The sequence below is a fragment of the Maritimibacter sp. DP1N21-5 genome (assembly GCF_019218295.1).
Classification (GTDB): domain Bacteria; phylum Pseudomonadota; class Alphaproteobacteria; order Rhodobacterales; family Rhodobacteraceae; genus Maritimibacter.
This window is the reverse complement of record NZ_JAHUZF010000006.1, coordinates 18,636-44,005: the sequence shown is the minus strand read 5'-3', so window position 1 is coordinate 44,005 and position 25,370 is coordinate 18,636. Positions and strand designations below refer to the sequence as shown.

Here is a 25,370-nt window from a genome sequence, read left to right as displayed (position 1 = left end):
CGTGAGCCGAACATAAGACGGCTTGCCGACAAGTTACCACTCACGAGGCGGTGTGTCACAGACCCGTTATCAGATGTCATAAGATGGGCCGAAATCCCCTTGGATTCCGGCCCTTTGTTGCATTCACCAATGCGCTTTGTTGCAGAATTCGCCTCAGCGCTGGTCTGGCGGTGTCGCGTCTGCACCCAGTTGAGCGGCCACATCGGCCAAGGCCTGCACGCTGGTCTGCTTTTCACCCAGACGGCGCACCGACACGGTCTTTTCCTCGACCTCGCGCGCACCCACAGCGAGGATCACAGGCACCTTGCCGACCGAGTGTTCGCGCACCTTGTAGTTGATCTTTTCATTGCGAATGTCGGCCTCAGCCCGCACGCCAGCGGCGCGCAGTGTCTCGACGACCTCCGCCACGTAGTCATCAGCCTCGGAGGTGATCGAGGCCACGACAACCTGTCGCGGGGCGAGCCAGAAGGGCAGCTTGCCCGCATGTTCTTCGATCAGGATCCCGATGAACCGTTCGAACGACCCGAGGCACGCGCGGTGCAGCATGTAGGGGCGCTGTTTCGACCCATCCGGCGCAATGTAAGTGGCTCCCAGCCGCTCGGGCAGGTTTGGATCGACCTGGAAGGTGCCGCATTGCCAGACACGGCCCAGCGCGTCGGTCAGGTAGAAGTCCAGCTTCGGGCCATAAAAAGCACCATCGCCCGGCTCCAGCGTGAAATCACGCCCGGTGGCCTTGATCGCGGCTTCAAGTGCGCCTTCCACATGGTCCCAGGATTCCTCGCTCCCCACCCGCTTTTCGGGGCGGGTGGCGAACTTGATCTCGAACTGCTCGAACCCAAGGTCGGTGTAGACCTCGGCCAGGAAGTTGATGAACTTCGCGCATTCCGACTCGATCTGATCTTCGGTGCAGAAGATGTGCGCGTCGTCCTGGGTAAACCCGCGCACGCGCATGATGCCATGCAACGCGCCTGACGGCTCGTAGCGCGAGCATGATCCGAACTCGGCCAGCCGCAGCGGCAGATCGCGATACGACTTGAGGCCCTGGTTGAACACCTGCACGTGGCAGGGGCAGTTCATCGGCTTCAGCGCGTTGATCGCCTTTTCCTTGGCATGTTCCTCCTCGACCTCGACGATGAACATATGCTCCTGGTATTTGTCCCAGTGGCCCGAGGCTTCCCACAGTTTGCGGTCCACGACCTGCGGAGTGTTGATTTCCTTGTACCCGCCCGCGCGCTGCTTGCGGCGCATGTAGTCCTGCAGGCCGGTGTAGATGGTCCAGCCATTCGGATGCCAGAAGATCTGGCCCGGCGCCTCTTCCTGCATGTGGAACAGGTCCATCTCGCGCCCCAGCTTGCGGTGGTCGCGCTTGGCGGCTTCCTCCAGCATGTTCAGATGCGCGCGCAGCTTTTCCTTGCCGGTAAAGGCCACGCCGTAGATGCGTTGCAGCATCGCGCGGCTGCTATCACCGCGCCAATACGCGCCCGCGATCGACATCAGCTTGAACGCATCGCCAGGCACCTGCCCGGTGTGCTGCAAATGCGGACCGCGGCACAGGTCCTGCCAGTCGCCGTGCCAGTACATGCGCAGCGGCTCATCGCCCGGAATGCTCTCGATCAGCTCGACCTTGTAGGGCTCGCCCCGGTCCTCGTAATACTTGATCGCCACATCGCGGTCCCACACCTCGGTGGTGACGGGATCACGCTTGTTGATGATCTCTTTCATCTTCTTTTCGATCAGGCCGAGGTCTTCAGGGGTAAACGGCTCCTCCCGGTCGAAGTCATAGTACCAGCCATTCTCGATCACCGGGCCGATGGTGACCTTGGTGTCGGGCCAGATCTCCTGTACGGCGCGGGCCATGATGTGTGCCAGGTCGTGGCGGACCAGTTCATTGGCCTGCGCTTCGTCCTGCATGGTGTGGATGGCAATCTGTGCATCGCCGTTGATGGGCCACTGCAAATCCCAGTGCTGGCCGTCGACGGTCGCACTGATCGCTTTCTTGGACAGGCTTTTGGAAATGCTTTCGGCCACGGCGGCAGGGGTCACGCCTGCGTCGTACGCGCGCGCATTGCCGTCGGGAAAGGTAAGGGAAATCTGGTGCTGATCTTTGGCCATATCGGCATCCTCGTCAGTTTGGCGCCCACGGAACGCCCGGTTGCTAGGGTATGTGTCTGGGCGATGTGACAGGCGCGAGGGCCTGCGTCAAGCGGTCTGTGCGGTAGGACCGATCTTTGCGGACAGGGTGAGATGCAAAAGAGCCATCACTGCCACGGCCCCTGCGACCATGCCGACGCTGGAAATGCCGTGTCCAAGAATAGCCAGGCCACCAATCGCTGATCCTGTTGCAATGCCGACGTAAATTGCGGCGGCGTTCAACGCCAGAACAACCGGTGCCTGTGGGCCGGCCAGCCCTATCAGGCGCAACTGCTGACCCGCCATGAACGACCAGCCGGACATTGACCATGCAAAGGTCAGCGCCAAAAGGAACGGAGCGGGTAACGGCAAAAGGGAAAAGGTTGGCATGATACAGGCCTGCAATATGCACAACAAAGTGAGCGTGCGGTGCCATCCGATCCTGTCAGCCAGAATGCCACCCATGATGTTCCCTATGACCGCGCCTCCACCGAACACCACGAGAACCAAGGTGATCCCGTCCCGCCCGTAGCCCATCGTTTCGCTCAGCAAAGGCGCGATGTAGGTGTAGAGTACGTTGACGGCCGCCAGAAAGGTTGCGGTGAACAGCACGGCGAGCATCATGCGTCCGTTCCGCAGCGTGCCCATCAAGTCACGCAATGATACAGGCTGAAATGCAAGTCCGCTTGGAACGAGAACCCAGATCAAGGCGATGCAGGGAAACGCCAGTCCGACGACAAGCCAGAAGGCCCATTGCCAGCCAAAGGTATAGCCGATCCACCCGCCGGCAGGCACACCGATCACCTGCGCCAGTGAAAGACCGAAAAACACAGCCGCCAACACTCGGGCGCGCTGCTCGGCGGGGTAAAGGCCTGCAGCAACCGCGGCAGCAACAGGCGTGAACAAACCAGCTCCGGCCGCTGCAAGAAGGCGCGCGGCACTCAGCACTGTCATATTGGGCGACACAGCTGACAAAAAAGCTGCCGCAAGAAACATTGACAAGCCGAGAGCCATAACGCGTCGCCGACCCATTGCCCCCGTCAAAGACACCAATACAGGCGACAGCACCGCATAGGACAGGGCATAGACCGTCATCAACGTTCCGGCAGAAGCAGCCGATATGCCGAAATCAGCACCCAAAGGCTCCAACACGCCGACAATGACAAAGACGCCCATGCCGATCAGGAAATTACACGCGGACAGGACTGCAATAAGTATGGATGGAGGCGTCATCCTCGCCGTTATGGTGCATATTGCGGCGGCTTCAATGCGACACACAAATGTATGTAGGCAAAACGACAAAAAACAGACGAAAACCGACCTTTTGCACTGGACGGGCGCGCGCGAATCCTTAAGTAAGAGGGTGTTCACTATCGGAAACTTCTGATCGCGAGAGGAACGCGCAGTGCCCAAGTACAACAAGACGTTTGAACTGTCCGTTGAAGACCTGGACCTGATCGAGGATGCGCTGCGCGCGTCCAAGAACGCCGCCATCAATGACGACCTCGCCTCGAAAGCGGCAAATGACAATGTCCGCCAGATCCACGATCTGTTGGGGCGGCTGCACAATCAAAAGACGTTCTACCGCCCCGCCAAGGGTCCTTACGTAGGCGGCTGATCCAATCGAACGCTGAAACGCGGTCCCGTGCCGCTGCGGCGCAGGAACCCCTCGCGCTCGTAAAAGCGCTTGGCCTTGTGATTGTCGGGATGCGTGCCCACGGTCATGAAGCTGCACTCTTGTGAATGGGCCATCTCCCGGCAGGCCCGCACCAAGGCGGCCCCCACATTGTTGCCCCGCGCGTCACGACAGACAAACAAGTGGTGCAGGTTCATTCCCCGCGCTCCGAAGTGGAGTTGCGCCTCCCGCATCAGAGCAGCGTAGCCAACCAATCGTGACCCGCCGTCGGCGACCAGAACGGTCATCCACGGATCTTTGCCCAAAGCATCTCGCGCCAGCCTGTCCGGGTCAATATCCGGCACATCATCATGGCAGGCCGCCAAACCGCTGATCATGGTCACGACCTCGGGAACGTCCGTCTCGCGCATCTTTCGTATCGTTATCGGCATCTCTGCCTCCTCTCTCAAACGCGCCGCGTTCGGGAAGGCAGGGAAAGGCCGCTCGAACGCGGCCTTGGTGTTATGCAGTCACACCAAAAGCACGCAGGGAATGCGTGCCATAGTAATAGGGGTGTGTAATGCGGTTGCTCATGGGCACACAGAAACCGGCAAATCCGCGCCCGTCAAGGGCGCGGACCGGCGTCAGGCCGCAAAAAGCGCCCAGCCCATCAAAAGGCAACAGATCCAGCCGCCGGTAAAGATCAGCGGACGCCCCGGAAAGCGCGCCGTGCCGGTGATGTAACCCACCGCATGTGCGATCCGCAGCAGCAGAAAGGCAATGCTGGCCCACAAGGTCAACGCCGTGAACCCGTCCACGCGATCGACCAGCAACACCAGCACGGCAAACGGCACCGATTGCTCCAGCAGGTTCAGATGCGCACGGTATGCCCGCCGCACCCAAGGCCGGTGGACGTTCGGGTCAGGGGGCAGGATGAACCCATCGGGCGCATCGGCGGGGATTGACCCTTCTGGCGCGGTGTTCACGCCGACGATGTACGGGATCCAGAGGGAGGCCGCCATCAGCGCGAGAATACCGAGAACAACAAGTTCGGTCGCCATGACTTACGCCTCCGCCCGGTCCATGGGGCCGATATGGGCGTCCTCGCCCGTCTCAAGCCAGGTTTTCAGGCCCGCCGCCCAGCGCACCCAGCCATCGGCCACCCCTTCACCCGGCACGGCCGGTTCGCCCAATTCGTAATGTTCGACGGTCAGACGGACAAAATCACCCTCGGGACGCATCAAATACACCACGCGGCTGGCTGGGATCTCGGTCGTGGGGTCCCAATGCGGCTCGAACGTCCATTCCTGGCGGCTTTTGGGATCGGATGACAGCAGCCGGTTGGTCAGCATGGGCGAGCCGTCGGGAAAATGCATGGTGATCGCTTCGCCATTGCGCGTCGCCTTGCTGCAGATGAAGTGATAATGCGGGATCGCATCTTCATCCAGCAGCACGTCCCACAAACGGTCCTGCGTGGTCTTGATATATGTCTCCATCACGAAATCGGGTTTTGACATCTCGGGGTCTCCTTCGTCTTCAAGCTGATATTTTAGGTCGAGTACCGCTCGGGCCGCAGGTTTGACCCGGTAGGGGTCGATCCAACGGTCAATCGCTTCCTGCAAGGGCAGGGCGTTGAGGTAGTGGTGCTTGAAGCGCCCCACCTTTTTCGTGGTGATCAGCCCGGCCTCTTCCAGCACGCCCAGATGCTTCATGACCCCAAACCGGGTCATGTCCAGCAAGCCCTGCAAATCCTGCAGGGACTGACCGTCGCGGTCGCGCAGGGCATCAAGCAGCGTGCGGCGGGCGGGGTCGGACAAGGCTTTGAACAGATCATCCATGGAATACTTATATGTGAGTAAATAGTCACGTGACAAGGTGGTAACATATAGAAATTGCAACGACCGGGATGGACAGTCACCAGATGCTTGCGGATGATCCGCCAAAACGCAGGAGGGTGGACATGAGCGGACCGGACTATCTCGACACGCCGCAGGGGCGGCGGCTGGCCTATCACCGGGCCGATGGGTCGGGACCATGCGTGGTGTTTCTGGGTGGTCTGAAATCCGACATGGAGGGGACCAAGGCGATCCACCTCGAAGCATGGTGCCGCGCGCAAGGCCGTGCCTTTCTGCGGTTCGACTATTCAGGCCACGGAGAAAGCTCAGGCACGTTCGAAGAGGGCAGCATCGGCGACTGGGCCGAGGACACGGCGCACGCTCTGAACACGCTGACAACCGGCAAGCTGATCGTCGTCGGCAGTTCCATGGGGGGCTGGCAATCGCTGCTTTATGCTCGCGCGCATCCCGATCGGGTTGCGGGGCTTGTCACCATCGCTGCCGCCCCCGACTTCACCGAGGACGGCTATTGGGCCAGCTTCACCGACGCGCAAAAGGGCGAGCTTGAGACCAACGGCCAGATCGCCTTGCCCTCGGACTATATGGAGCCCTACATCATCACCAGTCGGTTGATCGAAGATGGGCGCAACAATCTGGTCCTGCGTGATCCACTTTCCCTGCCATTCCCCGTCCGCTCCCTGCAAGGCACTGCCGACACGGCGGTCAGCACTGAAACGGCCGTCCGCCTTTTGAACCACGCCGACAGCCCCGACATGCGCCTGATGCTGGTCAAGGATGCCGACCACCGCTTTTCCGACGACACCTGCCTGCGCCTGATCGAACAGGCGGTGGAGGAGGTTAGCCTACTCTCCGCGTGACGTCGCGTTTTGTTGGCGCTGAGGCCGATTTTGGACAAGGTGGCGCAAAACCGGACCTGGGGAGGGGACGATATGGCGCTGTCGCGCGGACAAAAGGCGGGCTGGGGCCTGGCCGACATGGGCATCGTGGTCTTTGTGGTGGTCAAGCAGTTGCTGGTGCTGGCCTTTCTGACGTCGGTGCTGGGCGTGCCGGTTGGAATTGCTGGCATGATCACGACAGGCATTCTGGCCTTTGACATCATCACCGACCCGCTCGTGGGCTATTTGTCGGACAACACCCAAAGCCGCTGGGGCCGCCGGGCGCCCTGGATGATCGTGGGCGCCGTGGTGATGACGGCAGGGACGGTGGCCATGTTCATGTCGCCCGCAACAGGCATGTCCGGCGCGCTCTGGGTCGCGGGCTTCTTTGTCGTGGCGACCATCGGCTTCACCATGGTCGTTATCCCCTATGGCGCGACGGCAGGGGAGATGACGCAGGATCCCCGCGAACGCTCTGCCATGACCGGCTGGCGCATGGCCTTTGCCTCCATCGGTATCCTGATCGGCGGCGCCGTGATCCCCGGCCTTGCACAGGGCCAGGGCTATGACGGTGCGATGCTGATCGCGGCCCCGTTGATGGTGTTGCCCATTTGGGCGTCGGTCTGGTTCACGCGCAAGGCCCCCCGGATCGAACACAGCAGCCAGGTCGGCCTCTTGGCCTCCCTGCGGCTTGTCCTTTCAAACCCGGCATTCGCCACGCTGGTTGTGCTATACGGCGTCATGACCCTCGCCGTCTCGACCATCACCGCCGGTCTGCCCTTTGCCGCGCTCTACCTGGTGCAGGACCCCGGGGGCACGTTGCTCAGCGGCGCCGCGCAAGCGTTGTCGATGCTGTCGCTGCTCTTTGCCGCCTTTGTCGTGGGCGCGATCCTCAGCCAGGTGATCTGGGTGCTCGCCTCCGGACGGCTCGGCAAGCTTCAGGCCCTGATCCTCGGGCTCGTGCTCTACATCGCCCTGCTCAGCACGCTCTACACCCTGCTGCCCAGCACAAACACCACGCTCATGGCCGGCATGTTCGTTCTGGCCGGCATGACCAACGGCGCCTACCAACAGATCCCCTGGGCCATGTTCCCCGACCTCATGGACGTCACCCGGCGCGAGACCGGTGCCGCGATCGAAGGGGCGTTCTCCGCCGTCTGGATCTTCGGCCAGAAGGTCGCCAACGCCATAGCGCCCCTGCTTCTCGGCCTCGTATTGGCCACCTATGGCTGGCAGGAAACGACCCAAGGGGTGACCGACCAGACCGACGCCGCCATCGGCGCCCTGCGCCTGTCGATCACGCTGCTCCCAGCACTGATCCTCGCCCTCTCGATCCTCGGCCTCCTGCTGATCTACCGCCCCCGCGCCCGCGCACTTCTCGGAGCCGACCATGCCCTTTGACCCCACCCGCATCGGCCCCGACATCGACGCCTATTTCGCCGAAACCGAAGCGCAGTTCACCGACATCAAGCCGGGCACGGAAAAGCGGGTGATCTGGGCCACCGCACCGGGCACCCGCACCGATTGGGTCGTGGTCTACATCCACGGCTTCTCCGCCTCGTCCGAGGAAATCCGCCCCGTCCCGGACCGCATCGCGAACGAGCTGGGCGCAAACCTCGTCTACACCCGGCTCGCCGGACACGGGCGCGCGCCCGACGCCATGGCCGAAGCCACGCCCGATGCCTGGACCGACGACGTCACCGAAGCGCTGACAGCCGCACGGGCGGTGGGCGACAGGATCATCGTCATCAGCACCTCGACCGGCGGCACGATCGTCACGGCGCTCTCGCAAGACACTGACGTGATGGAGGGGGTCGCAGGCTTCATCTTCGTCGCCCCCAACTACGGCATCAACAACCCGCTGGCCCCGCTGCTGAAATGGCCGCTGGCCCGGCATTGGCTGCCCTGGATCGGCGGCAGGCGGCGCACCTTCGTTGCGCGCAGCGACCGGCACGCGACCTACTGGACGCTCGACTACCCCAGCGTCGCGGTCATGCCGATGGTGCCGCTGATCGATCGGGTACACGCGCTGGACCACGGCAAACAGACGATCCCCGCGCTCTTCTGGTATGCTGAACAGGACAACATCGTGCTGTCGGACCGCACCAGAACCATCGCCGCCGCCTGGGGCGCGCCGAAGCAAACCGTACACCCGGCCCTGACAGACAAGGACGACATCGAAAGCCACGTGGTCGTGGGGGACATCCTGTCGCCGGGACAAACGGATGCGGCAGTCACAGGTATGCTCGACTGGATCAGGGGGCTCGACTGATGCGCCGCCCCGGCAGCATGTGGAGCCTCGAAAACCTCGGGCGCGTCCGGTTGTCGAAACACTTCTACATGCGCGATTTTCTCTATTCCGAGATCGGCAACTACCACCAGATCCAGAACCTGCCGCGCGACCCGGACCTTGCCATCGCAAACGGTCGGGAGCTTTGCACCCAACTCCTCGACCCGCTCGAGGAAACATTTGGACGGCTTGCCATCCGCTCGGGCTACCGCTCGCCCGAACTCAATCAATACGGCAACGACAACAAGCTGAACTGCGCGCGCAACGACAACCCCATCGAATGCCACATCTGGGACTGGGCGGACGGGGACAAGGCCATTGCTGGCACGTCGCTCGCGATCCCGTGGTTCACGGATCAATACGAACAGGGCCGCGACTGGCAGGACCTCGCATGGTGGATCCACGACCACTTGCCGTATTCGGGCATGTGGTTCTTTCCCAAACTCTGTGCGTTCAATCTCGATTGGCGGCCCATCCCGCATCGCATGATCGGCAGCTACATCGCGCCGAAGGGGCTGCTTCTGCGAAGGGGCGAAAACCCAACCGAGCCCTTGGAGCAACGCCAGCGGCGCTACGCAGACTTCCCGCGGTTCCGAGGAATCGCATACCCCTGATGCGGTGCTCGCGGTGCGCGAGCTGTCAACCAATATACTTGCGCACAATATCTGGTTTGTGAGTTGACGCAGCCCAGCAAAATAAGGGATTTTATGGCCCAAATAGATCCTGGGGGAACGGGCAATGAAACGATTCTTGGGGGCGGCGGCGCTTGCGCTGGCCGCATCTGCTACCGTTGCAGCAGCACAGTCATGCGGGGGTATCTACACGGTGCAGCGCGGTGACAGCCTGTCGCTGATTGCCGATCGGCAGTACAAGAACGCCTCGACCTGGACCGAAGTGCACCGCAACAATCTGTCGGTGATCGGCGAGAACCCCAATGCACTGCGCGTGGGCATGGAATTGCGGCTGGGCTGCATTGATGGACTGCCGGTGGGCTTGCCGGGCGCCAATGCGCCCGTCGTCGCAGCGCCAGCGATCCAGACAGCATCGGCTGCTGCCCCGTCGCGTCGCAAACTGGAACAGTCCATCAACCTCGTGACCGCCGGTGACTTTGCCCCCTTCACCGACCAGGCGCTGGAAAACGAGGGGCTGATCACTGACGTGGTGCGCACCGCCATGCAAAGCTCGCAATCGGCCGACAATTACAACGTCCACTGGGTCAACGACTGGTCTTCGCACCTCGATCCGCTGATGACCAATGCGATGATGGACATGGCCTTTCCCTGGTACAAACCCGATTGCGCGGGCTCGCCCGACAATTACCGCTGCACGAACTTCCACTTCTCCGACCCGATGTTCGAGATGCTGATCCTGCTTTTCGTGGACAAGGCGCGGCCCATCCCCTTCGCCCAGGACAGCGACATCGAAGGGCGTACGCTCTGCCGTCCGGCGGGCTATTTCACCCACGACCTCGACCGTGCCGACCGCCGCTGGATTTCCGATGGCAAGATCACCCTGAAACAGCCGCAGACCGTCAAGGGGTGCTTTGACATGCTCGTCTCGGGTGAGGTCGACGCAGTCGCCATGAACGAATTTACAGGCCGCGCCGCGATCAAGGATCTGGGGCTGAAGGATCAGGTCGAAGTGGTGCAGGGGCGCCCGATCTCCATCGAAGGGCTGCATGTGCTGGTTCACAAGGATCACCCGCAAGCCGATGCGCTCGTATCGACGATCAATGGTGGCCTCGACGCAATCAAGCTGTCGGGCGAATACCAGCAGGTGATCGACCGGCACATGTCCAAGATCTGGGCGGAGTTCTGATGTCCTTGCGCACCTTCGCCTTGTCGGTAACGGCCACGCTCGGTGTCGGATCCGCCGCCATGGCGTGCGAACCCTCCGTCGTCGTGGCGCCCGGCGACACGCTCTTTTCCATCGCCGAGGATCACTTGGGCGATCTCTCTCGTTGGTCGCTCATCTTCTACAACAATCCCGACATCCAGGGCGGCAGTCTCTTGGACCTGCCCGCGGGGACGGTGCTGTCGATCCCGTGCCCCAATGTCGCCGCCCAGCCCGCAGCACCCGCGCCGGTGGTCGAGGCAGACCCCAAGCCATTGCAGCAGGACACCGAGGCGGAAATCAGGCTCGTCACCGCATCGAACTACGCGCCTTTCACCGACCTTAGTTGGCCGGGGCAGGGGATGCTGACCGAACTGGTCAATGCCGCGTTCGAGGCAACGCCGAACCCGCTCACATACTCCATCGAATGGGAAAATGACTGGTCCAAGCACCTCTTTCCCATGCTCGACAGCAAGGAGTTCGACATGGGGTTCCCGTGGTTCAAGCCCGACTGCGCGGGCAACCCGTCGAACGAACGCTGTGCAAATTTCCATTTCTCGGACCCGCTGGTTGATCTGGTCATCCTGCTCTTTGCGCGCAGCGATAACCCGTTCAACTTCGATCAGGACAGCGACCTGCACGGCAAGACGCTGTGTCGTCCCGCAGGCTATTTTACCCATGACCTCGACCGCGCCGACAGACGGTGGTTGTCCGAGGGGCTGGTGATGCTGAAACAGCCCGCCACACCCGATGACTGTTTCAACATGCTGGTCGCGGGTGAGGTCGACGCGGTGGCTTTGAACGAGTTTCTGGGCGTGCAGAAGATGTTCGAGATGGATCTGACCGACCAGGTCGCGCCCTTGTCGCGGCCCGTGTCGGTCGAGGGCTTGCATGTCCTTATTTCGAAAAAGCATTGGCGGGGGACCGCGCATCTCTACCGCTTCAACGCAGGTCTTGCGCGACTTAAGCAATCAGAGCGCTATAACGAGATCGTCAGCCGCCATTTGGCGCTGTTCTGGGATCAGATCAAAAACTGAGACGCAGCAGGGCTTGCCGCGCCTGTTCGGTCGGGTCATGGTTAACAAAAAGTAAACGACAAGGCGTAGACAGGCAGACGATGGCAGCAGTTGCAGGGCAGGGGCATGGCTGAACCCCTTGTTTTTCTTCCCGGGATGATGTGCGACGCGCGGCTCTTCGGCCCGCAGATCGCCGAGCTGTCCTCCGAGTTCTCCGTCATGGTCGCGCCCGTTACCCGCGGGGAACGGATCGAGGAGATCGCAAGCGGCCTGCTCGACGAATTACCCCAGCGCTTCGCGCTCGCGGGTCTGTCGATGGGCGGGATCGTGGCGATGGAGCTTCTGCGCCGCGCCCCTGACCGGATCACACGGCTCGCGCTGATGGACACCAACCCGCTGGCCGAGACACCCCAGATCGCTGCCGCGCGCGAGCCGCAGATCGTCAAGGTGCGCACGGGCCGGATGCACGAGGTGATGCGGGATGAGATGAAGCCGAACTACCTGGCCCCCGGTCCTTACGTCGACGAGATCCTGGCGCTGGTCATGGACATGGCCGACGCGCTTGGCCCCGAGGTGTTCGTGCGCCAATCCCGCGCGTTGCAACGCCGTCGCGATCAGCAGGGGACGCTGCGCAAGTGCAAGGTGCCGACGCTCGTGATGTGCGGCGCACATGATGCGCTTTGCCCGGTCAAGCGGCACACGTTCATGGCTGAGTTGATTCCAGGCGCCGAGTTGAAAATCCTGGAGGATGCGGGGCATCTACCCACGCTGGAGGCACCGGCAGAAACGACGCGGGCCTTGCGTGATTGGCTGAAACAGCCGCTGATCCTGCGATAATGTCGGGCTGTCAGTTGAAACTCCGCGCTAGCCGGATGTGATCACCACTTTGCCTTGGGGCCGGTCGAACAGTTCGAACCCAACGTCCTCCCACATGCGGGTCCAGACCTCGTAGTCGGTGAAATACCCCAAATGACCCGCGGCGTTGACGTCGAGGTTCTGCGCCACACCCGTGTCTTCATCGATGCGTGTGCCGACATAGTCGTCAATTCGGTAGATGTTGTGCCAGACGAGGCCATCCGGCATCTTGTCCGTCGTCACCTTGAACGCGTGCGGAAAGTAGTGGCGATAGACCTGCGTTACCGGCGAGCCCATGGTGATCAGGGTGATGGGCGGATTGCCATGCTCAGCAAGCAGGTCATGGACACGAGAGTTTTGCAGCATCTGGGTCGAAATCACCGTGCCTTGCGAATGTGAAATGATGGTGATCCGCGATGGTGTCATCGTCTGAAGCGTGTAGTGCAGCACCTTTGTGAAACGGCGATTGATGTCGTTGCGCAGAATGAAATTCGCGCGGTACTTTCCGGTCTTCACGCGGCAGATGCATCGCGCCTGCACCGCATAGGAGACTATGTCGCGGACCACACCCAGCGCACCCGCCACGAAGGACGGAAAGTTATAGATCAACACGCCCAAGCCCAGAGCGATCGCTCCGATGGTGCCATTGCGGGCATCGTTGAAGGCCACAAGGTCCATCGCCGCGCGGACGATTGTCCCCTCGGCCATGAAGGCAAAGCTGAACCGTTCAAGAAAAAGCGCGACAGCCAAGACAAATACAGCGACGACGAACAGTTTCAGAAGAAATGACAGGAACGGATGCAGGATGACCCGGCTGATCCATGGCGAGGGGTCTTTGGCGCTCAGTTTGCCGCGGCTGAAGCGGCGCACGAACACCAGGGCAAAGGCCGCCAGCAGAAATATCCCCAAAGCGTATATGGACAGGCCAAGCGTATCTTGTGCGTCCCCGAACTGGCGGTGAAAGACACCGTGCAAAAAGCCGTCGGGTTGGTGGGCGTCGTTGATCGCGGTGTTTGGCGGGTGCCCACGTTCTGTGCTGAGACGGGCAACCAGACTTTGGAACAGGAGCCAGAATGACGATGTGAAGGTCATCCAGAACATGATCATTGCGCCGACGATCGCCGGGTAAAGGGTATCGGATTGTTCGTTTTTCGGCGCATCCAGGGATCGTGGCAGGAAAAAACTGCTGAACAGAACGATGAAACCCAGGGTGATGGTCAGAAACCAGGATGCTTCAAGAAGTTTCACAGTATACGTAACGACGCACTCCAGGGATCCGTTCGGGTCTGCCCGTTGTCGAAAACTGTCGAGTACATCAGCGGGAGGCGAACAGAGCGGCCCTCCGGCGCCTCCGAACCAAGGCAGTATGGACGCGTGTGCCGTTTCGATACCGTGTGCGAGCCACGCCATCAGCGGCACCTGGTATGCGACCCAGATCAGAACGATCAGCGCGCCGAAAGCGGCAAGGCCGATGGTGAATATTCGAATGAGATAGCTGAGCCGCGCAACAGCCAGGATCAGTCCGGCGATGGCCAGAGCAATCAGCCCCTGCCCCAGCAGGGTAAGTGCCGTCGGGACATGAACGCCAATGTCGAGCGGCGTCACGTCGATCAACAGCAACAATGCCCCGATCAACAGGATCGCGTTCAGCGGTGCGACGAGCCCATAGAACGCCCATGTGAACCCGTGAAACAGCGCGATAGACGACTTCGTACGTGTGTTTTCGACATTGTCCATGCCGATGTATCCCAGCCCGAGAATGACGCTGAGCAGATCAAAAGCGGTGCGGAAAAATCCGTGAGGTGCAGGCGACTTGTCGGCCCAGAACACCTCGGCAAAGACTGTTTCGTTTGTGGTATCCTGACTTTGCGCTGGTCGCACGCGGCGCAGGTTCACAGGAAACAGCTTGGCGTTGCGTGGGCTTCCGTCGAATTCCCGTTCGGGCAGTTCGATCAGGTCGCGGTAGACATCAACGGGTCCATTGCTTCTGCGTTCTCTTGGTATTTCCTTGCTACCGCCATCGACCAGGTCGGTTGTGGCTGCTCCGACAATTGCATCCACGGTGTCGCCCGGTTTTTGCTCACCAATGCCATGCACGGCGAGGATCAGGTGCCTTCCCATGACGCGCCTCAATAGATTTAACCAATAGCGGGAATTTAGCAGCACCAATGGCCGCTGCGTCAAGACTTCTGAGGAATCGGTGATCAGGCTTGCGGTGGGTAAACCGCCGCGCGCTCAGTGTCTGTCAGGACATAAATGTCGCGGACCGCTTGCCCATCGGGCGTGAAAAACGGGGTCTGTTTCCACTTCCCGCCAATACGCCGAGGAAGCGCACGGGCGATCACACAGAACAGGAACTTCAATCCGCCTTCGTGTCCGCGTTTACCATTGGCCTTGCGGACAAATGCGCGCGCCTTGATCGGCCCGAGAGGACTGTCATCTTTCAACCGGTCGGTTCGAAACGAGGCAAAGGCCAGTTTCGGACTGCGCGCAGTGTTGAACATGATCGACCCGCAGCAGCGTGCGTGCCAGCGCAGGAGCCCCTTTTCTGAAAGGGAAAAGACGGCGAGCTGATCTTCGCCCGAGTCAAAGCGCACACGATCCGGCACGGTCTGGTAGACTTGGACGGCACCCGGTGCCGGATCAGGTTGGCCCGCATGAAGTTCGGTGGCGCGGCAATCGTGGCAGAAACACTCGGCGCGCGTACCGTTTGACGGTGACACGCCCAGAAGCGTGCCGCGCAGTTTTCCACAATCGCAGGCAAAGGGGAGATCCGCGCCCGCCATGACGACTATGCCGCCTGGTTCTTGTTCGCAGCCTTCTTGCTTGGCGGTGGCGGTGAATTGGCGTCGATGAAATCAAGAACCAGAGGCCGGATGTTGTTGCGCCAGCTCTTGCCTGCGAAAATCCCGTAGTGACCTGCGCCGGGCTCAACGTGGCTCGCCTTTTTCTCGTCCGGCAGGCCGGTGCAGAGATCGAGTGCTGCCACGCATTGTCCTGGGGCAGAGATATCGTCATTCGCGCCTTCGACGGTCTTTACCGCAACGGTGGTGATCTTGCCGATGTCGACTTGCTTGCCGTTGACGGTGAACATGTTCTTGGCGATCTCGCCTCGTTTGAAGATGCGTTCGACCGTGGACAGGTAGAATTCAGCCGTCATGTCCATGACAGCCAGGTATTCGTCATAGAAGCGGTTGTGCTTGTCGTGGTCGCTCGCCTCGCCCCGTGCGGCGCGGCCGATCTGGTCGGTGAACGCCTTGGAGTGCTTTTCGGCGTTCATCGACATGAAGGATGCGAGTTGCAGCAGGCCCGGATAGACCATGCGCCCGACGCCCTTGTATTTGAAGCCGACCCGCTGGATCATCATTTCCTCGAGCTGGCCCATGGTGACGCGGCGGCCGAAGTCGGTCACGTCCGTCGGCGTCGCGTCGGGGTCGATGGGACCGCCGATCAGGGTGAGGGAGGCGGGCTGCGCCTTGGGGTCTTCCTCGGCCAGGTAGGCGGTGGCGGCCAGTGTCAGCGGTGCGGGTTGGCACACGGCGATCACGTGGGTGTCGGGGCCAAGCTCGCGCATGAAGTCGACGAGGTAGAGGGTGTAGTCCTCGACATCGAACTTGCCGGCGCTGACGGGGATGTCGCGCGCGTTGTGCCAGTCGGTGATGTAGACCTCGCAATTGACGAGCAGCGATTTGACGGTCGAGCGGAGGAGGGTGGCGTAGTGGCCGGACATGGGTGCCACCAGCAGGATCTTGCGGGGCTGGGTCTTGCGGCCCGAGACATTGAAGTGGATGAGGTCGCCGAAGGGCTTTTCCATCACCTTCTCGATGTTCACGAGGTGGTCGCGACCGTCTTCGCAGGTGAAGGTGCGGATGCCCCAGTCAGGCTTGGCCACCATGCGTTCGAAGGTGCGTTCGGTCACCTCGCCCCAGGCCGACATCATCTGAAGGGCCGGGTTGGGCAGGGCGGCGAAGGCGGGGTAGGCGCCGATGGCCCGTGCGGTTGCTCCCAACCATTGATTGGTGTTGCGGACCGTTTCCATGAGATCGTAGCTCATCATGTAGCGCATGGCGCTCTCCTTCACTCTAGGGGCGGGTACGCACTCCCGCATTGGACGGTTTGTCGCTTTGCCCCCTGAAACATGCGACCATACATGTACAACCAACACGCGCACGCGCATTTGCTGCACGTGCAAAGACTACGGGGAAGACGTTAACATGACAACCAAGGACACTACCGATGGTGCTGTCACAGGCGAAAACCTCGATAAATTGAACACAAATCTCCGGAAGGTTGAGGAGCTCACACAGCGACTCACCCAGGTTTTGACGCACCGCAGCACGCACAACGCGGCGCTTGATGGCCCGAATCAGGAATTGTTTCAGAAAGCGGCTTCGGCCTACTGGACCGAAGCCTTTCGCGATCCGGCCAAGGTGCTGGAACACCAGCTTCAGTTCTGGTCGAAATCCGTCACTCATTTCGTCGAGGCGCAGCAGGCGCTGGCGCAGGGCAAGTTGCAGGCCCCCGCCGATCCCGGACCGAAAGACCGCCGCTTTGCCAACCCGCTCTGGGACACGCACCCCTATTTCAACTACGTCAAGCAGCAGTACCTGATCAACGCGGACGCGATCGCGCAGGCGGTTGAGGACGTGTCGGATATGGACCCGGTCGAAAAGCAGCGCCTCGCCTATTTCTCCCGTCAGATCGTGGACATGATGGCGCCGACCAACTTCCTCGCCACCAACCCCGATGCGCTGGAAAAGGCCGTCGCGACCGAGGGGCAAAGCCTGATCGACGGGCTGGAGAACCTGATTTCCGATCTCGAAGCCAACAATGGCGAGCTGATCGTGAAGCTGGCCGATGACAAGGCGTTCGAGTTGGGCGGCAACATTGCCACCACGCCGGGCAAAGTCATCTACCGCAACCGGATGATGGAACTGATCCAGTACACGCCAACGACAGAGAAGGTACACAAGACCCCCGTCGTGCTGTTCCCGCCCTGGATCAACAAGTTCTATATCCTCGATCTGAAACAGCAGAACAGCCTGGTGAAGTGGATCGTGGAGCAGGGGCACACCCTGTTTGTCGTGTCCTGGGTCAACCCCGATGCGGCCTATGCCGGGGTCGGGCTCGAGGATTACGTCGAGGACGGGTACCTGGCGGCGATCCGGGAGGCCAAGGCCATCACGGGCCAAAGCCAGGTGAACGCCATCGGCTACTGTATCGCCGGGACGACCTTGTCCCTAACGCTCAGCCTGCTGAAGCAGCGCAAGGACAAGTCGATCAAGTCGGCCACCTTCTTCACCGCGCTGACGGATTTCAGCGATCAGGGAGAGTTCACGCCGTTCCTGACCGACGACTTCATCGACGGGATCGAAGCGGAATGCGCGGACAAGGGCATCCTGCCATCCGTCATCATGGCACGGACGTTCACGTTCCTGCGCTCCAACGACCTTGTCTATACGCCCGCCATCAAAAGCTACATGATGGGAGAGACGCCGCCCGCCTTTGATCTGCTCTACTGGAACGGGGACGGGGCGAACCTGCCCGAGAAGATGGCGATGCAATATCTGCGCGGACTGTGTCAGCGGAATGAACTGGCCGAGTGCGGTTTTGAGCTTTTGGGTCACACGCTGAAATTGTCGGACATTGACGTGCCGCTGTGCGCCATCGCCTGCCAGACGGATCACATCGCGCCGTGGAAAGACAGCTACCGCGGGATCCAGCAGATGGGGTCGAAGGACAAGACCTTTATCATGACCCAATCGGGTCATATCGCGGGCATCGTGAATCCGCCCAGCAAGAACAAGTACGGCCACTATACGAACCCGGATCTTACCCTCGATCACAAAGACTGGCAGGAGACCGCGGACTTCAACGAAGGGTCCTGGTGGCCGCGCTGGGGCGCCTGGCTGAAAAAGCGGGGCGGGGCGATGGTCAAGGCCCGCGAGCCGGGTGATTCTGCCCACCCTGTGCTGGAAGATGCGCCCGGAACCTACGTGACGGTCAAGGCAAGACCCTGAAATTCCTGATCCTTTCCGCTACGGAAATTATTTTTTCTGCACTGCAGCAAAAACCTTGATATGCTGCAGCGCAGCATGTATATTTTGTGCAGACGCAGAAACACCGGGATGATCCGGCACAGGCGCAAAAGGATTGAAGACAATGGCTAAGCAACAAGACATGACCGCAATGTTCAAAGACATGATGGGTGCATTCCCCGTGGACACAGCGGCCATGGAAGACGCATTCAAAACAGCAACCACGCTGAACGAAAAACTGAGCCACGTGGCAATCGACGCGGCTGAAAAGTCGACCGAGATTTCCTCGAAGTGGACCAAAGAAACTCTGGCGAAACTGGGCGACATGTCCAAAGCCAAGGCAGAGCCTGCCGACTACGCCAAAGCCATGACCGATTTCGCATCGGCCTATGCTGAAGTGACAGCCGAGCACATGGCCGCCTTCGCTGAAGTTGCCAAGAAAGTGCAGATGGACACCGTCGAGCTGATGATGGCCGCAGGCAAAGACATGAGCGAAGACGCGCAAGCAGCCGTCAAGAAAGCCACCGGCGACATGACCGCCGCGGCCAAGAAGGCTGCTGCTGCGAAGTAAGTCGCACAAAGATATATCGCGCCAACTTTCCTCCCTGAAAGGCGCGGTGACTATGGCGGGCCACATTTGGCCCGCCTTTTTCCTTTGGATCAGGCGAGGTGCCGCGCCAGCCAGTCATACACCCGCCGCACCCGCGGGATTCGGCGCACGTCTGGATGTGCTGTGAGCCACAGCGGCATGGTGCCTGCATCCTCATCCCGTGAAACGCGGATCACGCGGCTGTCGGCATCCCCGACGCGCCGCGGCGCAAAGCCGATCCCGTATCCGGCAATCACCATGTGCCAGCACAGCACCTGATCATCGCTGCGAAACGCAAAGAAATCGCGGCCGACTTTGAGCCCGCGCTGTGCAAATGCTTCAATGATCAGTGTGCTGCGGTCATAGCCGACCAGGCTGTGATGGTGCAGGTCTTGCAGTGTGTCCGGGGCACCGTGCCTTTCGATGTAAGCCGGTGCGGCATAGGCACCAAGCGGCAGGTCGGTGATGTGCCGGGCGATCACGTCCGGCTGCGTGGGCCGGTACATGCGCAGCGCGATGTCCGCCTCGCGTCGCAACAGGTTTTCTGTGGTGTCCGAGGCGACGACCTCGATCTCGATCCCCGGGTATGTGGTGTGAAGATCCGACAGGATCGGGGGCAGAATGAAGTTCGCCACCACATGGCTGGCCGTAAGCCGCACCGTGCCGGCAATGTCGGTGCCGTGCCCATCGCGGGTCGTGTCGAAGCGTGCTGCTGCGTCGGCCATGGCGGTGGCGTGCGCGAGAAGGTCTGTGCCTTCATCGGTCAGGATCATGCCGCCGCGCGACCTGTCGAAGAGCCGCGTTCCGAGTGTCGCTTCGAGCTGGGCGATATGCCGGCTGAGCGTCGGCTGGCTGCTGCCCTGGGCGCGCGCGGCAGCAGAGAGCGAGCCGTGTTCCGCAACGGCGGCAAAGGATTGTATCTGGGACCAGTCAGGTTGGGTCATCTATTCAATTTTGTATGGACCGTGTCATCTTGATCCAAATGATATTCGAAAATAGGTGATTTAGATAGGGGGCAGATCAAGCGTTTTAAGGAGATCTGTTCCATGTCGTCAGTGATTGTTTTGGGCGTGAAAGGCCGGTTCGGACGCGCGGCCGCGGATGCCTTTGCCGAGGCCGGGTGGCGGGTCACTCGTGCCGGGCGCGGATTGAGCGGAGAAGGCTGCGTGGACGTCGATGCCACGGAGACCGCCGCCGTGGTGTCGGCTTGCGCGGGCCATCAGGTGATCGTCAACGCGGTCAATCCGCTTTACCATCACTGGGCCGACACCGTGCCGCGGGTGACGGAGGCCGTCATTGTGGCGGCGCGTGCGGCGGATGCCACCGTGATGATACCGGGCAACATCTACAATTACGGGCGCGACATGCCCCCGATGCTGACCGAAGACACCCCATGGGGGGCGGAAACCCGAAAGGGCAAGATCCGAATCCGTATGGAGGAGGCTTATCGGGACAGCGGGGTGCGGACCATCGTGCTGCGGGGCGGTGATTTTCTGGACACCAAGGCGTCGGGCAACTGGTTTGAAAGCTATATCGCGCCCAAGGCGGGGCAGGGCAAGCTGACCTATCCCGGTCCGCGCCACCTTGTTCACGCCTGGGCTTATCTGCCGGATATGGCTCGGGCCATGGTGGCTTTGGCGGAGCGGCGGCTTGAGTTCGACGGGTTTGAAGAGTTCGGTTTCGGTGGCTATGCCCTGACCGGCCATGACCTGATCGCGCTGGTGGAAGATGTCATGGACAAGCCAATGCGTGTATCGCGCTTGCCTTGGTGGGCGGTGGGCGTGATGGGCCTGTGGTCGCCATTGATGCGCGAGGTGGTCGAGATGCAGTATATCTGGCACCGGCCGCATCAGGTTGACGGTGCAAAGCTGCGCGCGGCGCTGCCGGAGTTTCGCGAGACACCGGTTCGGGATGCCATCGCTACATCACTCTCCTAGCAAACGAAAGCGTATGGTGAGATGCAACAAACAGCCTGATTTGCCGCATCTGCACACACCCTTTCTTTTTGTCCACACCCCGCCTAAGCTGCGTTGCAGCACGCGGCATCGGGGAGATCAGGCACGTGACAGAAAAACCAGCACCCTTGTTGATCAAGCGGTATGCCAGCCGACGGCTCTACAACACGGAGACCAGCGACTATGTCACGCTGGAGGACATTTCGGGTTTTATCCGGGATGGGCGCGAGGTTCAGATCGTGGACCTCAAGACCGGCGATGACCTGACACGGCAGTATTTGCTGCAGATCATCGCGGAGCATGAAAGCCGTGGCGAGAGCGTCCTGCCGGTCGACGTGCTGAACGATCTGGTGCGCAGCTACATGGGCGGTGGGGCGTCCGTAGTGCCGCAATTCCTGCAAGCGTCGTTCGAGATGTTGCGTGATGGGCAAAGCAAGGTGATGGAGAACATGAACGCCATGAACCCCATGGCCAAGATGCCGGGGTTCGAGATGATGCAGGCCCAGCAGGAAGCCTTCATGAAGGCGATGACGGGCGGGCTCGGAACCGCTTGGGGATCGTCGGGCCCCGCACCGGAAGCCGAAGACAAGGATGACGGTGAGGATCTGGACGCCATCAAAAAGCAGCTTGCCGAGTTGCAGGACAAGCTGTCGAAATTGTCCTGAAGGATATTTCGTTCAGCCGTTCGCTTTTGCGTCGCCACCTGCTTGATGAACAAGGTAACGCCATGAATGCGAGTGTCGGCATGGCATGGCTGCGATACGTGGCCTGACCGAGAAACAGGAAACCATCATCCAAACGGTTCGTGACGCGAAGCCGACAAACCAGTGTCGCTTCGAAGACGATGCGACCTGGCCGCCTACGGTGGCGACGAGAAAGCCCAGCGTTCGTAAACGCTGGGTTCGTGCGCTTGTGACTTTACAGAATGAAGTCTTCGATACTCAGATCAGTTGTGCCGCGAACCAGAAAACCGGTGTCTGCCACGCCGTCTCCGTCGACGTCGACAAGAACTTGCGACGCTTTGCCATCAATTGTGACGATGCGGAACTCGGCGGTTGAGGATCCTGTAAAGTTATCGACCAGTTGGAGCGCCCCAGCGTCGCCAAGATCGGCGATGTCGATCTTGTCCTGGCCCTTTTCGAAATCCGCAATCACATCAGTCTCGCCAAAGGCCACAGCACTGTCAGCGACACTGTTGAAAACAAAGATATCCTCGCCGTCGCCGCCGTTCAGCACGTCGCGACCGGTACCGCCGGTGATGATGTCGTTGCCCGCGCCGCCGAACAGTTGATCGTCGCCCGCACCGCCATCAAGGGTATCGCTACCGGTTGAACCGGACAGCCTGTCTTTGCCAGAACCTCCGTCGAGTTTGTCGTCGTCTGCGCCACCTCGCAATGTGTCGTTGCCATTGCCGCCGTCGAGCTCATCATTGCCCGCGCCGCCGTTGAGCCTGTCGTCGCCATTTTCACCTATCAAGGTGTCGTTGCCGGCGTCACCGTCGAGTCTGTCGCCGCCGCCGCCGCCTCTCATCACGTCGTTGCCAGCGCCACCGAACAAGAGATCGTTGGCGCCGCCACCATCCACGCTGTCGTCTCCATCGCCAGCAAAGACACGATCAAAGCCGGAACCGCCAGAGATCATATCATCCCCGGCACCGCCGAAGAGGAGATCATTGCCCGCGCCGCCGTCCAGTACGTCGTCACCATCATCACCAGAGAGCCGTTCATTGGAATCACCGCCCAGCAGGGTGTCGTTTCCGCTGCCGCCGTGGACAACATCGGGTGTGATAGGATTGCGTGTTTCGCTATTGCGTGCATCAAACAGGTCATCGCCACCTTCGAGAAGGACATCGCCAATGATGAGGCCGTTATTGATGACCGTTTGACCGGTGTCGTTTCCCTTGATCGCGATTGAGTCGATGAGGTTACCGCCAGATATTATGTCATTGTTTCGTACAATACCGCCAACGGCACCTGCCGCGAACTCAATGCCAACGCCGTCCGTTACACCGCCATTGATGCTCAAATTGTTGATAATTTCGACATTATCCGACGCAACAACAATACCTGTTTTGGCCCGAATGAACCCGTTGTTCACGATCAGGTTGTTTTCACCCTCATCATATATGCCAACTCCGTCATCGAAATTGCCGGAAATGCTCCCCGAATTCAGAATGGTGTTGTTTGAGCCAACAGACTTTATTCCGGTGTTGCCCGAAATATCTGCAGGTTTCGAGTTCAGGATCAAATTGTCTGAACCGACCATATTGATACCGATGTCGGTGCCTTCGATATCACCGCCTTCGTTGTATATGATGCCGTCCGACACAGAGGCACTGATGCCGGTGCCAACCCCGTCGATGACGCCGAAATTCGTGATACTCAAATTGAGAGCCGATTCAACTGTCAAGGCTGCCGGAAGATCGCCGAGCTGGTTGGAAATCCTGACATCTTGATCGATCACGTACGGGCCAGGATCGGCTTCGAAAAACAGCCCTTCGTTGGTGGATTCGAGAAATTTGATACTCATCTATTGCTCCTGATTTATATCCGGTGCCTTTGTCGCGCCGGATGGGGTCAAAATGCCCAAGACGGTTTGATCGCCTGGACGTCTTCAAAGCGGAAACATGTAAGCTTGCGCAGCACGAACGTGCTCAGTGCAGACTGAAACAGTGGTTGGTCTGAATTATGATGTGCGTCCGTGCACCGCCTTCGATCGAAGCAAGAATGAGCCCGACCGAACTGGCGCTGTGCCCTTGGTGATGGCGACACGCAAACATGCGTGCCCCGACGGGCGTGGAAAACTTACTAAAATATATTTCGCGCTAATAGTTTGCCGACCGCAGCCGACACACGCAGCAGTAGCAAGGCACCGCATAGGTTGGAATGCGGGATTTTATTCGGCGCTGGGGGTGTGAGCGCGAATTCGCCCGCGTCTGGGCGCTTGTTTGCGCATGACGTTACGGCAGGCATGCGCCACCACTTGAAACGGACGATGGGGCTCAACACCCAGACCTGCGCGCCGGGTGTTGGAGGTTGTTGCAGGCAGTGGCCTTTAAGCTGCGCGCTGTTCCGTGGCTGAGGCAATGGCCAAGAGCAGCGCATCTGCCACTGCGTCGAGTGTGTCAGCGGAAAGATGCACAGGCAGGCGCACGTCACAAGCCCGCATCAGCATCGCCCGTGTTTGCGGCAGTTCAGGCAGATCTGGTATGAACTGCCAGTTCCAGAAGGCGCGTGCATTGTCCGTGCTGGCGCCGAAGACCTGAACTTTGACACCGGTCTGTGCTGCAGCTTCCACAAAGGCCGCGACCTGATTGTCGGTGACATTGACCAGATTGAACTGGATTGAATCCGGCGCACGCAACTCACCTGGCAGGGGGGCGGGCACGTGGATGTATGGGCTGTCCTCCAACAAGTTTGCCACGTGGTCGTGGTTGCGCCGCCCATCCTCGACCCGTTGCGCGAGGTGTGGCAACTGCGGGCGTATGACAGCCGCGCTCAGGTTCGACATGCGCAGATTGTAGAGCGGCCATTTGTTCTGATGTTTTGCAAAGGCGTCCTGCAGCACTGGGTGTTTCTTCCAGTTGTGCTCGTACGCGCCGGACATGATGATCGCGCGCGCCACCAGATCGGCGTCATCGGTGATCATGATGCCGCCTTCGCCTGCGTTGATCATCTTGTAGGACTGGAAGGAAAAGCAGCCGATGGCGCCGATGGTGCCAATCTTCTGCCCGTTCCACAGCGTGCCCAGCGAATGTGCCGCATCCTCGATCACCGGGACTTGGGCCGCGCGGCACAGGGTCATGATCGCGTCCATGTCCGAGGTGTGGCCGCGCATGTGGCTGATGATGACGGCCTGCACCGTGGGCAGCTTGGCCACGAAGTCGTCGATGTCTATACGGTAGTCATCGCGCACTTCGCAAAGCACCGGCAGGCAGTCGGCGTGCAGAACGGACGAGGGTACGGCAGCAAATGTAAAGCCCGGGATCAGGACGCGCGCATCGCGGGGCAGGTCCAGCGCTTTGAGCGACAGGAACAGCGCGGCCGAGCAGGAGGACACGGCCAGCGCGAACTTGCTGCCCATCATCTCGGCGAACTCGGCTTCAAGCAGGGAGACCGGCGCATCCTGCGCTGCGGTGTAGCGGAAGAGATCGCCGGAGGTCAGGAGCCGGTCAATCTCGGCTCGGGCAGCGGCGGGGATGGGTTCGGCGGAGTGCATATCGGGCAGGGCCATATTTCAGAATCCTTATGCTCGGTTTTTGGTTTTCTAAATCCGATAGGCGCAAAAGGAAACGATTTTGTGACGCGAAGGCGGGATT

General features: G+C 60.4%; 23 protein-coding genes. 12 read left to right on the top strand and 11 right to left on the bottom strand.

The genetic code is table 11. From position 1 onward, the window contains the following. Nucleotides 1-153: 153 nt before the first annotated feature. Both thrS and KJP29_RS07775 read right to left on the bottom strand, forming a co-directional pair. Nucleotides 154-2,112, bottom strand: a complete 1,959-nt coding sequence (gene thrS / locus KJP29_RS07780; RefSeq protein WP_218463029.1) for a threonine--tRNA ligase — start codon at nt 2,110-2,112, stop codon at nt 154-156. Nucleotides 2,113-2,199: 87 nt separating this feature from the next. Next, nucleotides 2,200-3,363, bottom strand: coding sequence for an MFS transporter (locus KJP29_RS07775; protein WP_218463028.1), 1,164 nt, complete (start codon nt 3,361-3,363; stop codon nt 2,200-2,202). A 172-nt stretch (nt 3,364-3,535) separates the two neighbouring features. Between KJP29_RS07775 and KJP29_RS07770 the strand changes: the two genes are divergently transcribed. After that, nucleotides 3,536-3,748: a hypothetical protein gene (locus tag KJP29_RS07770; protein WP_076626896.1), complete on the top strand. Its 213-nt coding sequence runs from the start codon at nt 3,536-3,538 to the stop codon at nt 3,746-3,748. On the opposite strand, the gene KJP29_RS07765 is transcribed toward KJP29_RS07770, so the two are convergent. The 3 genes from KJP29_RS07765 to KJP29_RS07755 form a co-directional block, all read right to left on the bottom strand. Further along, entirely contained in the window at nt 3,733-4,197 is a 465-nt protein-coding gene (locus tag KJP29_RS07765; RefSeq protein ID WP_218463027.1) for a GNAT family N-acetyltransferase, read from the bottom strand. The two genes, KJP29_RS07770 and KJP29_RS07765, sit on opposite strands and share 16 nt — an antisense overlap. A 192-nt stretch (nt 4,198-4,389) precedes the next feature. After that, complete coding sequence (locus tag KJP29_RS07760; RefSeq protein WP_218463026.1) at nt 4,390-4,806, bottom strand: MAPEG family protein; 417 nt, start codon at nt 4,804-4,806, stop codon at nt 4,390-4,392. A 3-nt stretch (nt 4,807-4,809) separates the two neighbouring features. Beyond that, nucleotides 4,810-5,583: a helix-turn-helix domain-containing protein gene (locus tag KJP29_RS07755; protein ID WP_218463025.1), complete on the bottom strand. Its 774-nt coding sequence runs from the start codon at nt 5,581-5,583 to the stop codon at nt 4,810-4,812. A 122-nt stretch (nt 5,584-5,705) separates the two neighbouring features. Between KJP29_RS07755 and KJP29_RS07750 the strand changes: the two genes are divergently transcribed. The 7 genes from KJP29_RS07750 to KJP29_RS07720 all read left to right on the top strand — a co-directional run bounded on the left by KJP29_RS07750 (nt 5,706) and on the right by KJP29_RS07720 (nt 12,452). Further along, nucleotides 5,706-6,458, top strand: coding sequence for an alpha/beta fold hydrolase (locus KJP29_RS07750; RefSeq protein WP_218463024.1), 753 nt, complete (start codon nt 5,706-5,708; stop codon nt 6,456-6,458). Nucleotides 6,459-6,530: 72 nt separating this feature from the next. After that, nucleotides 6,531-7,877, top strand: coding sequence for an MFS transporter (locus KJP29_RS07745; RefSeq protein ID WP_218463023.1), 1,347 nt, complete (start codon nt 6,531-6,533; stop codon nt 7,875-7,877). Beyond that, the gene (locus KJP29_RS07740; protein WP_218463022.1) at nt 7,867-8,748 is read left to right on the top strand and encodes a carboxylesterase; all 882 of its coding nucleotides are present in this window, start codon (nt 7,867-7,869) and stop codon (nt 8,746-8,748) included. The genes KJP29_RS07745 and KJP29_RS07740 overlap by 11 nt, the downstream gene beginning before the upstream one ends. Before the next feature lie 17 nt (nt 8,749-8,765). Further along, nucleotides 8,766-9,380 (top strand): hypothetical protein, encoded by a 615-nt coding sequence (locus tag KJP29_RS07735; RefSeq protein ID WP_218464874.1) that lies wholly within the window; start codon nt 8,766-8,768, stop codon nt 9,378-9,380. A 124-nt stretch (nt 9,381-9,504) separates the two neighbouring features. Beyond that, nucleotides 9,505-10,584 (top strand): transporter substrate-binding domain-containing protein, encoded by a 1,080-nt coding sequence (locus tag KJP29_RS07730; protein WP_218463021.1) that lies wholly within the window; start codon nt 9,505-9,507, stop codon nt 10,582-10,584. Beyond that, the gene (locus KJP29_RS07725) at nt 10,584-11,636 is read left to right on the top strand and encodes a transporter substrate-binding domain-containing protein (RefSeq protein WP_218463020.1); all 1,053 of its coding nucleotides are present in this window, start codon (nt 10,584-10,586) and stop codon (nt 11,634-11,636) included. The genes KJP29_RS07730 and KJP29_RS07725 overlap by 1 nt, the downstream gene beginning before the upstream one ends. A 105-nt stretch (nt 11,637-11,741) precedes the next feature. Further along, nucleotides 11,742-12,452, top strand: a complete 711-nt coding sequence (locus tag KJP29_RS07720; RefSeq protein ID WP_218463019.1) for an alpha/beta fold hydrolase — start codon at nt 11,742-11,744, stop codon at nt 12,450-12,452. Nucleotides 12,453-12,479: 27 nt separating this feature from the next. Here the strand turns inward: KJP29_RS07720 and KJP29_RS07715 are convergent, their stop codons facing one another. The 3 genes from KJP29_RS07715 to phaZ form a co-directional block, all read right to left on the bottom strand. Then, nucleotides 12,480-14,591 carry a hypothetical protein gene (locus tag KJP29_RS07715; RefSeq protein ID WP_218463018.1) on the bottom strand — a complete coding sequence of 704 codons (2,112 nt, stop codon included), beginning with the start codon at nt 14,589-14,591 and terminating at the stop codon, nt 12,480-12,482. A gap of 83 nt (nt 14,592-14,674) precedes the next feature. Continuing rightward, the gene (locus KJP29_RS07710; RefSeq protein WP_218463017.1) at nt 14,675-15,256 is read right to left on the bottom strand and encodes a DUF6151 family protein; all 582 of its coding nucleotides are present in this window, start codon (nt 15,254-15,256) and stop codon (nt 14,675-14,677) included. Between the two features lie 5 nt (nt 15,257-15,261). Beyond that, on the bottom strand, nt 15,262-16,536 hold the full coding sequence (gene phaZ / locus KJP29_RS07705) for a polyhydroxyalkanoate depolymerase (protein WP_218463016.1): 1,275 nt from the start codon (nt 16,534-16,536) through the stop codon (nt 15,262-15,264). 148 nt (nt 16,537-16,684) lie between these two features. Between phaZ and KJP29_RS07700 the strand changes: the two genes are divergently transcribed. Both KJP29_RS07700 and KJP29_RS07695 read left to right on the top strand, forming a co-directional pair. After that, the gene (locus tag KJP29_RS07700; protein WP_218464873.1) at nt 16,685-18,490 is read left to right on the top strand and encodes an alpha/beta hydrolase; all 1,806 of its coding nucleotides are present in this window, start codon (nt 16,685-16,687) and stop codon (nt 18,488-18,490) included. 142 nt (nt 18,491-18,632) lie between these two features. Then, nucleotides 18,633-19,079 carry a phasin family protein gene (locus KJP29_RS07695; protein WP_218463015.1) on the top strand — a complete coding sequence of 149 codons (447 nt, stop codon included), beginning with the start codon at nt 18,633-18,635 and terminating at the stop codon, nt 19,077-19,079. 89 nt (nt 19,080-19,168) lie between these two features. On the opposite strand, the gene KJP29_RS07690 is transcribed toward KJP29_RS07695, so the two are convergent. Continuing rightward, a complete protein-coding gene (locus tag KJP29_RS07690; RefSeq protein WP_218463014.1) occupies nt 19,169-20,041 on the bottom strand; it encodes a LysR family transcriptional regulator in 873 nt (290 codons plus the stop codon). Nucleotides 20,042-20,143: 102 nt separating this feature from the next. Between KJP29_RS07690 and KJP29_RS07685 the strand changes: the two genes are divergently transcribed. Together KJP29_RS07685 and phaR are read left to right on the top strand one after the other, a co-directional pair. Next, nucleotides 20,144-21,034 (top strand): epimerase, encoded by an 891-nt coding sequence (locus KJP29_RS07685; protein ID WP_218463013.1) that lies wholly within the window; start codon nt 20,144-20,146, stop codon nt 21,032-21,034. A gap of 125 nt (nt 21,035-21,159) precedes the next feature. Further along, nucleotides 21,160-21,717 (top strand): polyhydroxyalkanoate synthesis repressor PhaR, encoded by a 558-nt coding sequence (gene phaR / locus KJP29_RS07680; protein ID WP_218463012.1) that lies wholly within the window; start codon nt 21,160-21,162, stop codon nt 21,715-21,717. Between the two features lie 253 nt (nt 21,718-21,970). On the opposite strand, the gene KJP29_RS07675 is transcribed toward phaR, so the two are convergent. Next, on the bottom strand, nt 21,971-23,581 hold the full coding sequence (locus KJP29_RS07675; protein WP_218463011.1) for a calcium-binding protein: 1,611 nt from the start codon (nt 23,579-23,581) through the stop codon (nt 21,971-21,973). Between the two features lie 525 nt (nt 23,582-24,106). Next, nucleotides 24,107-25,285, bottom strand: coding sequence for a DegT/DnrJ/EryC1/StrS aminotransferase family protein (locus KJP29_RS07670; protein ID WP_218463010.1), 1,179 nt, complete (start codon nt 25,283-25,285; stop codon nt 24,107-24,109). Nucleotides 25,286-25,370: the final 85 nt, after the last annotated feature.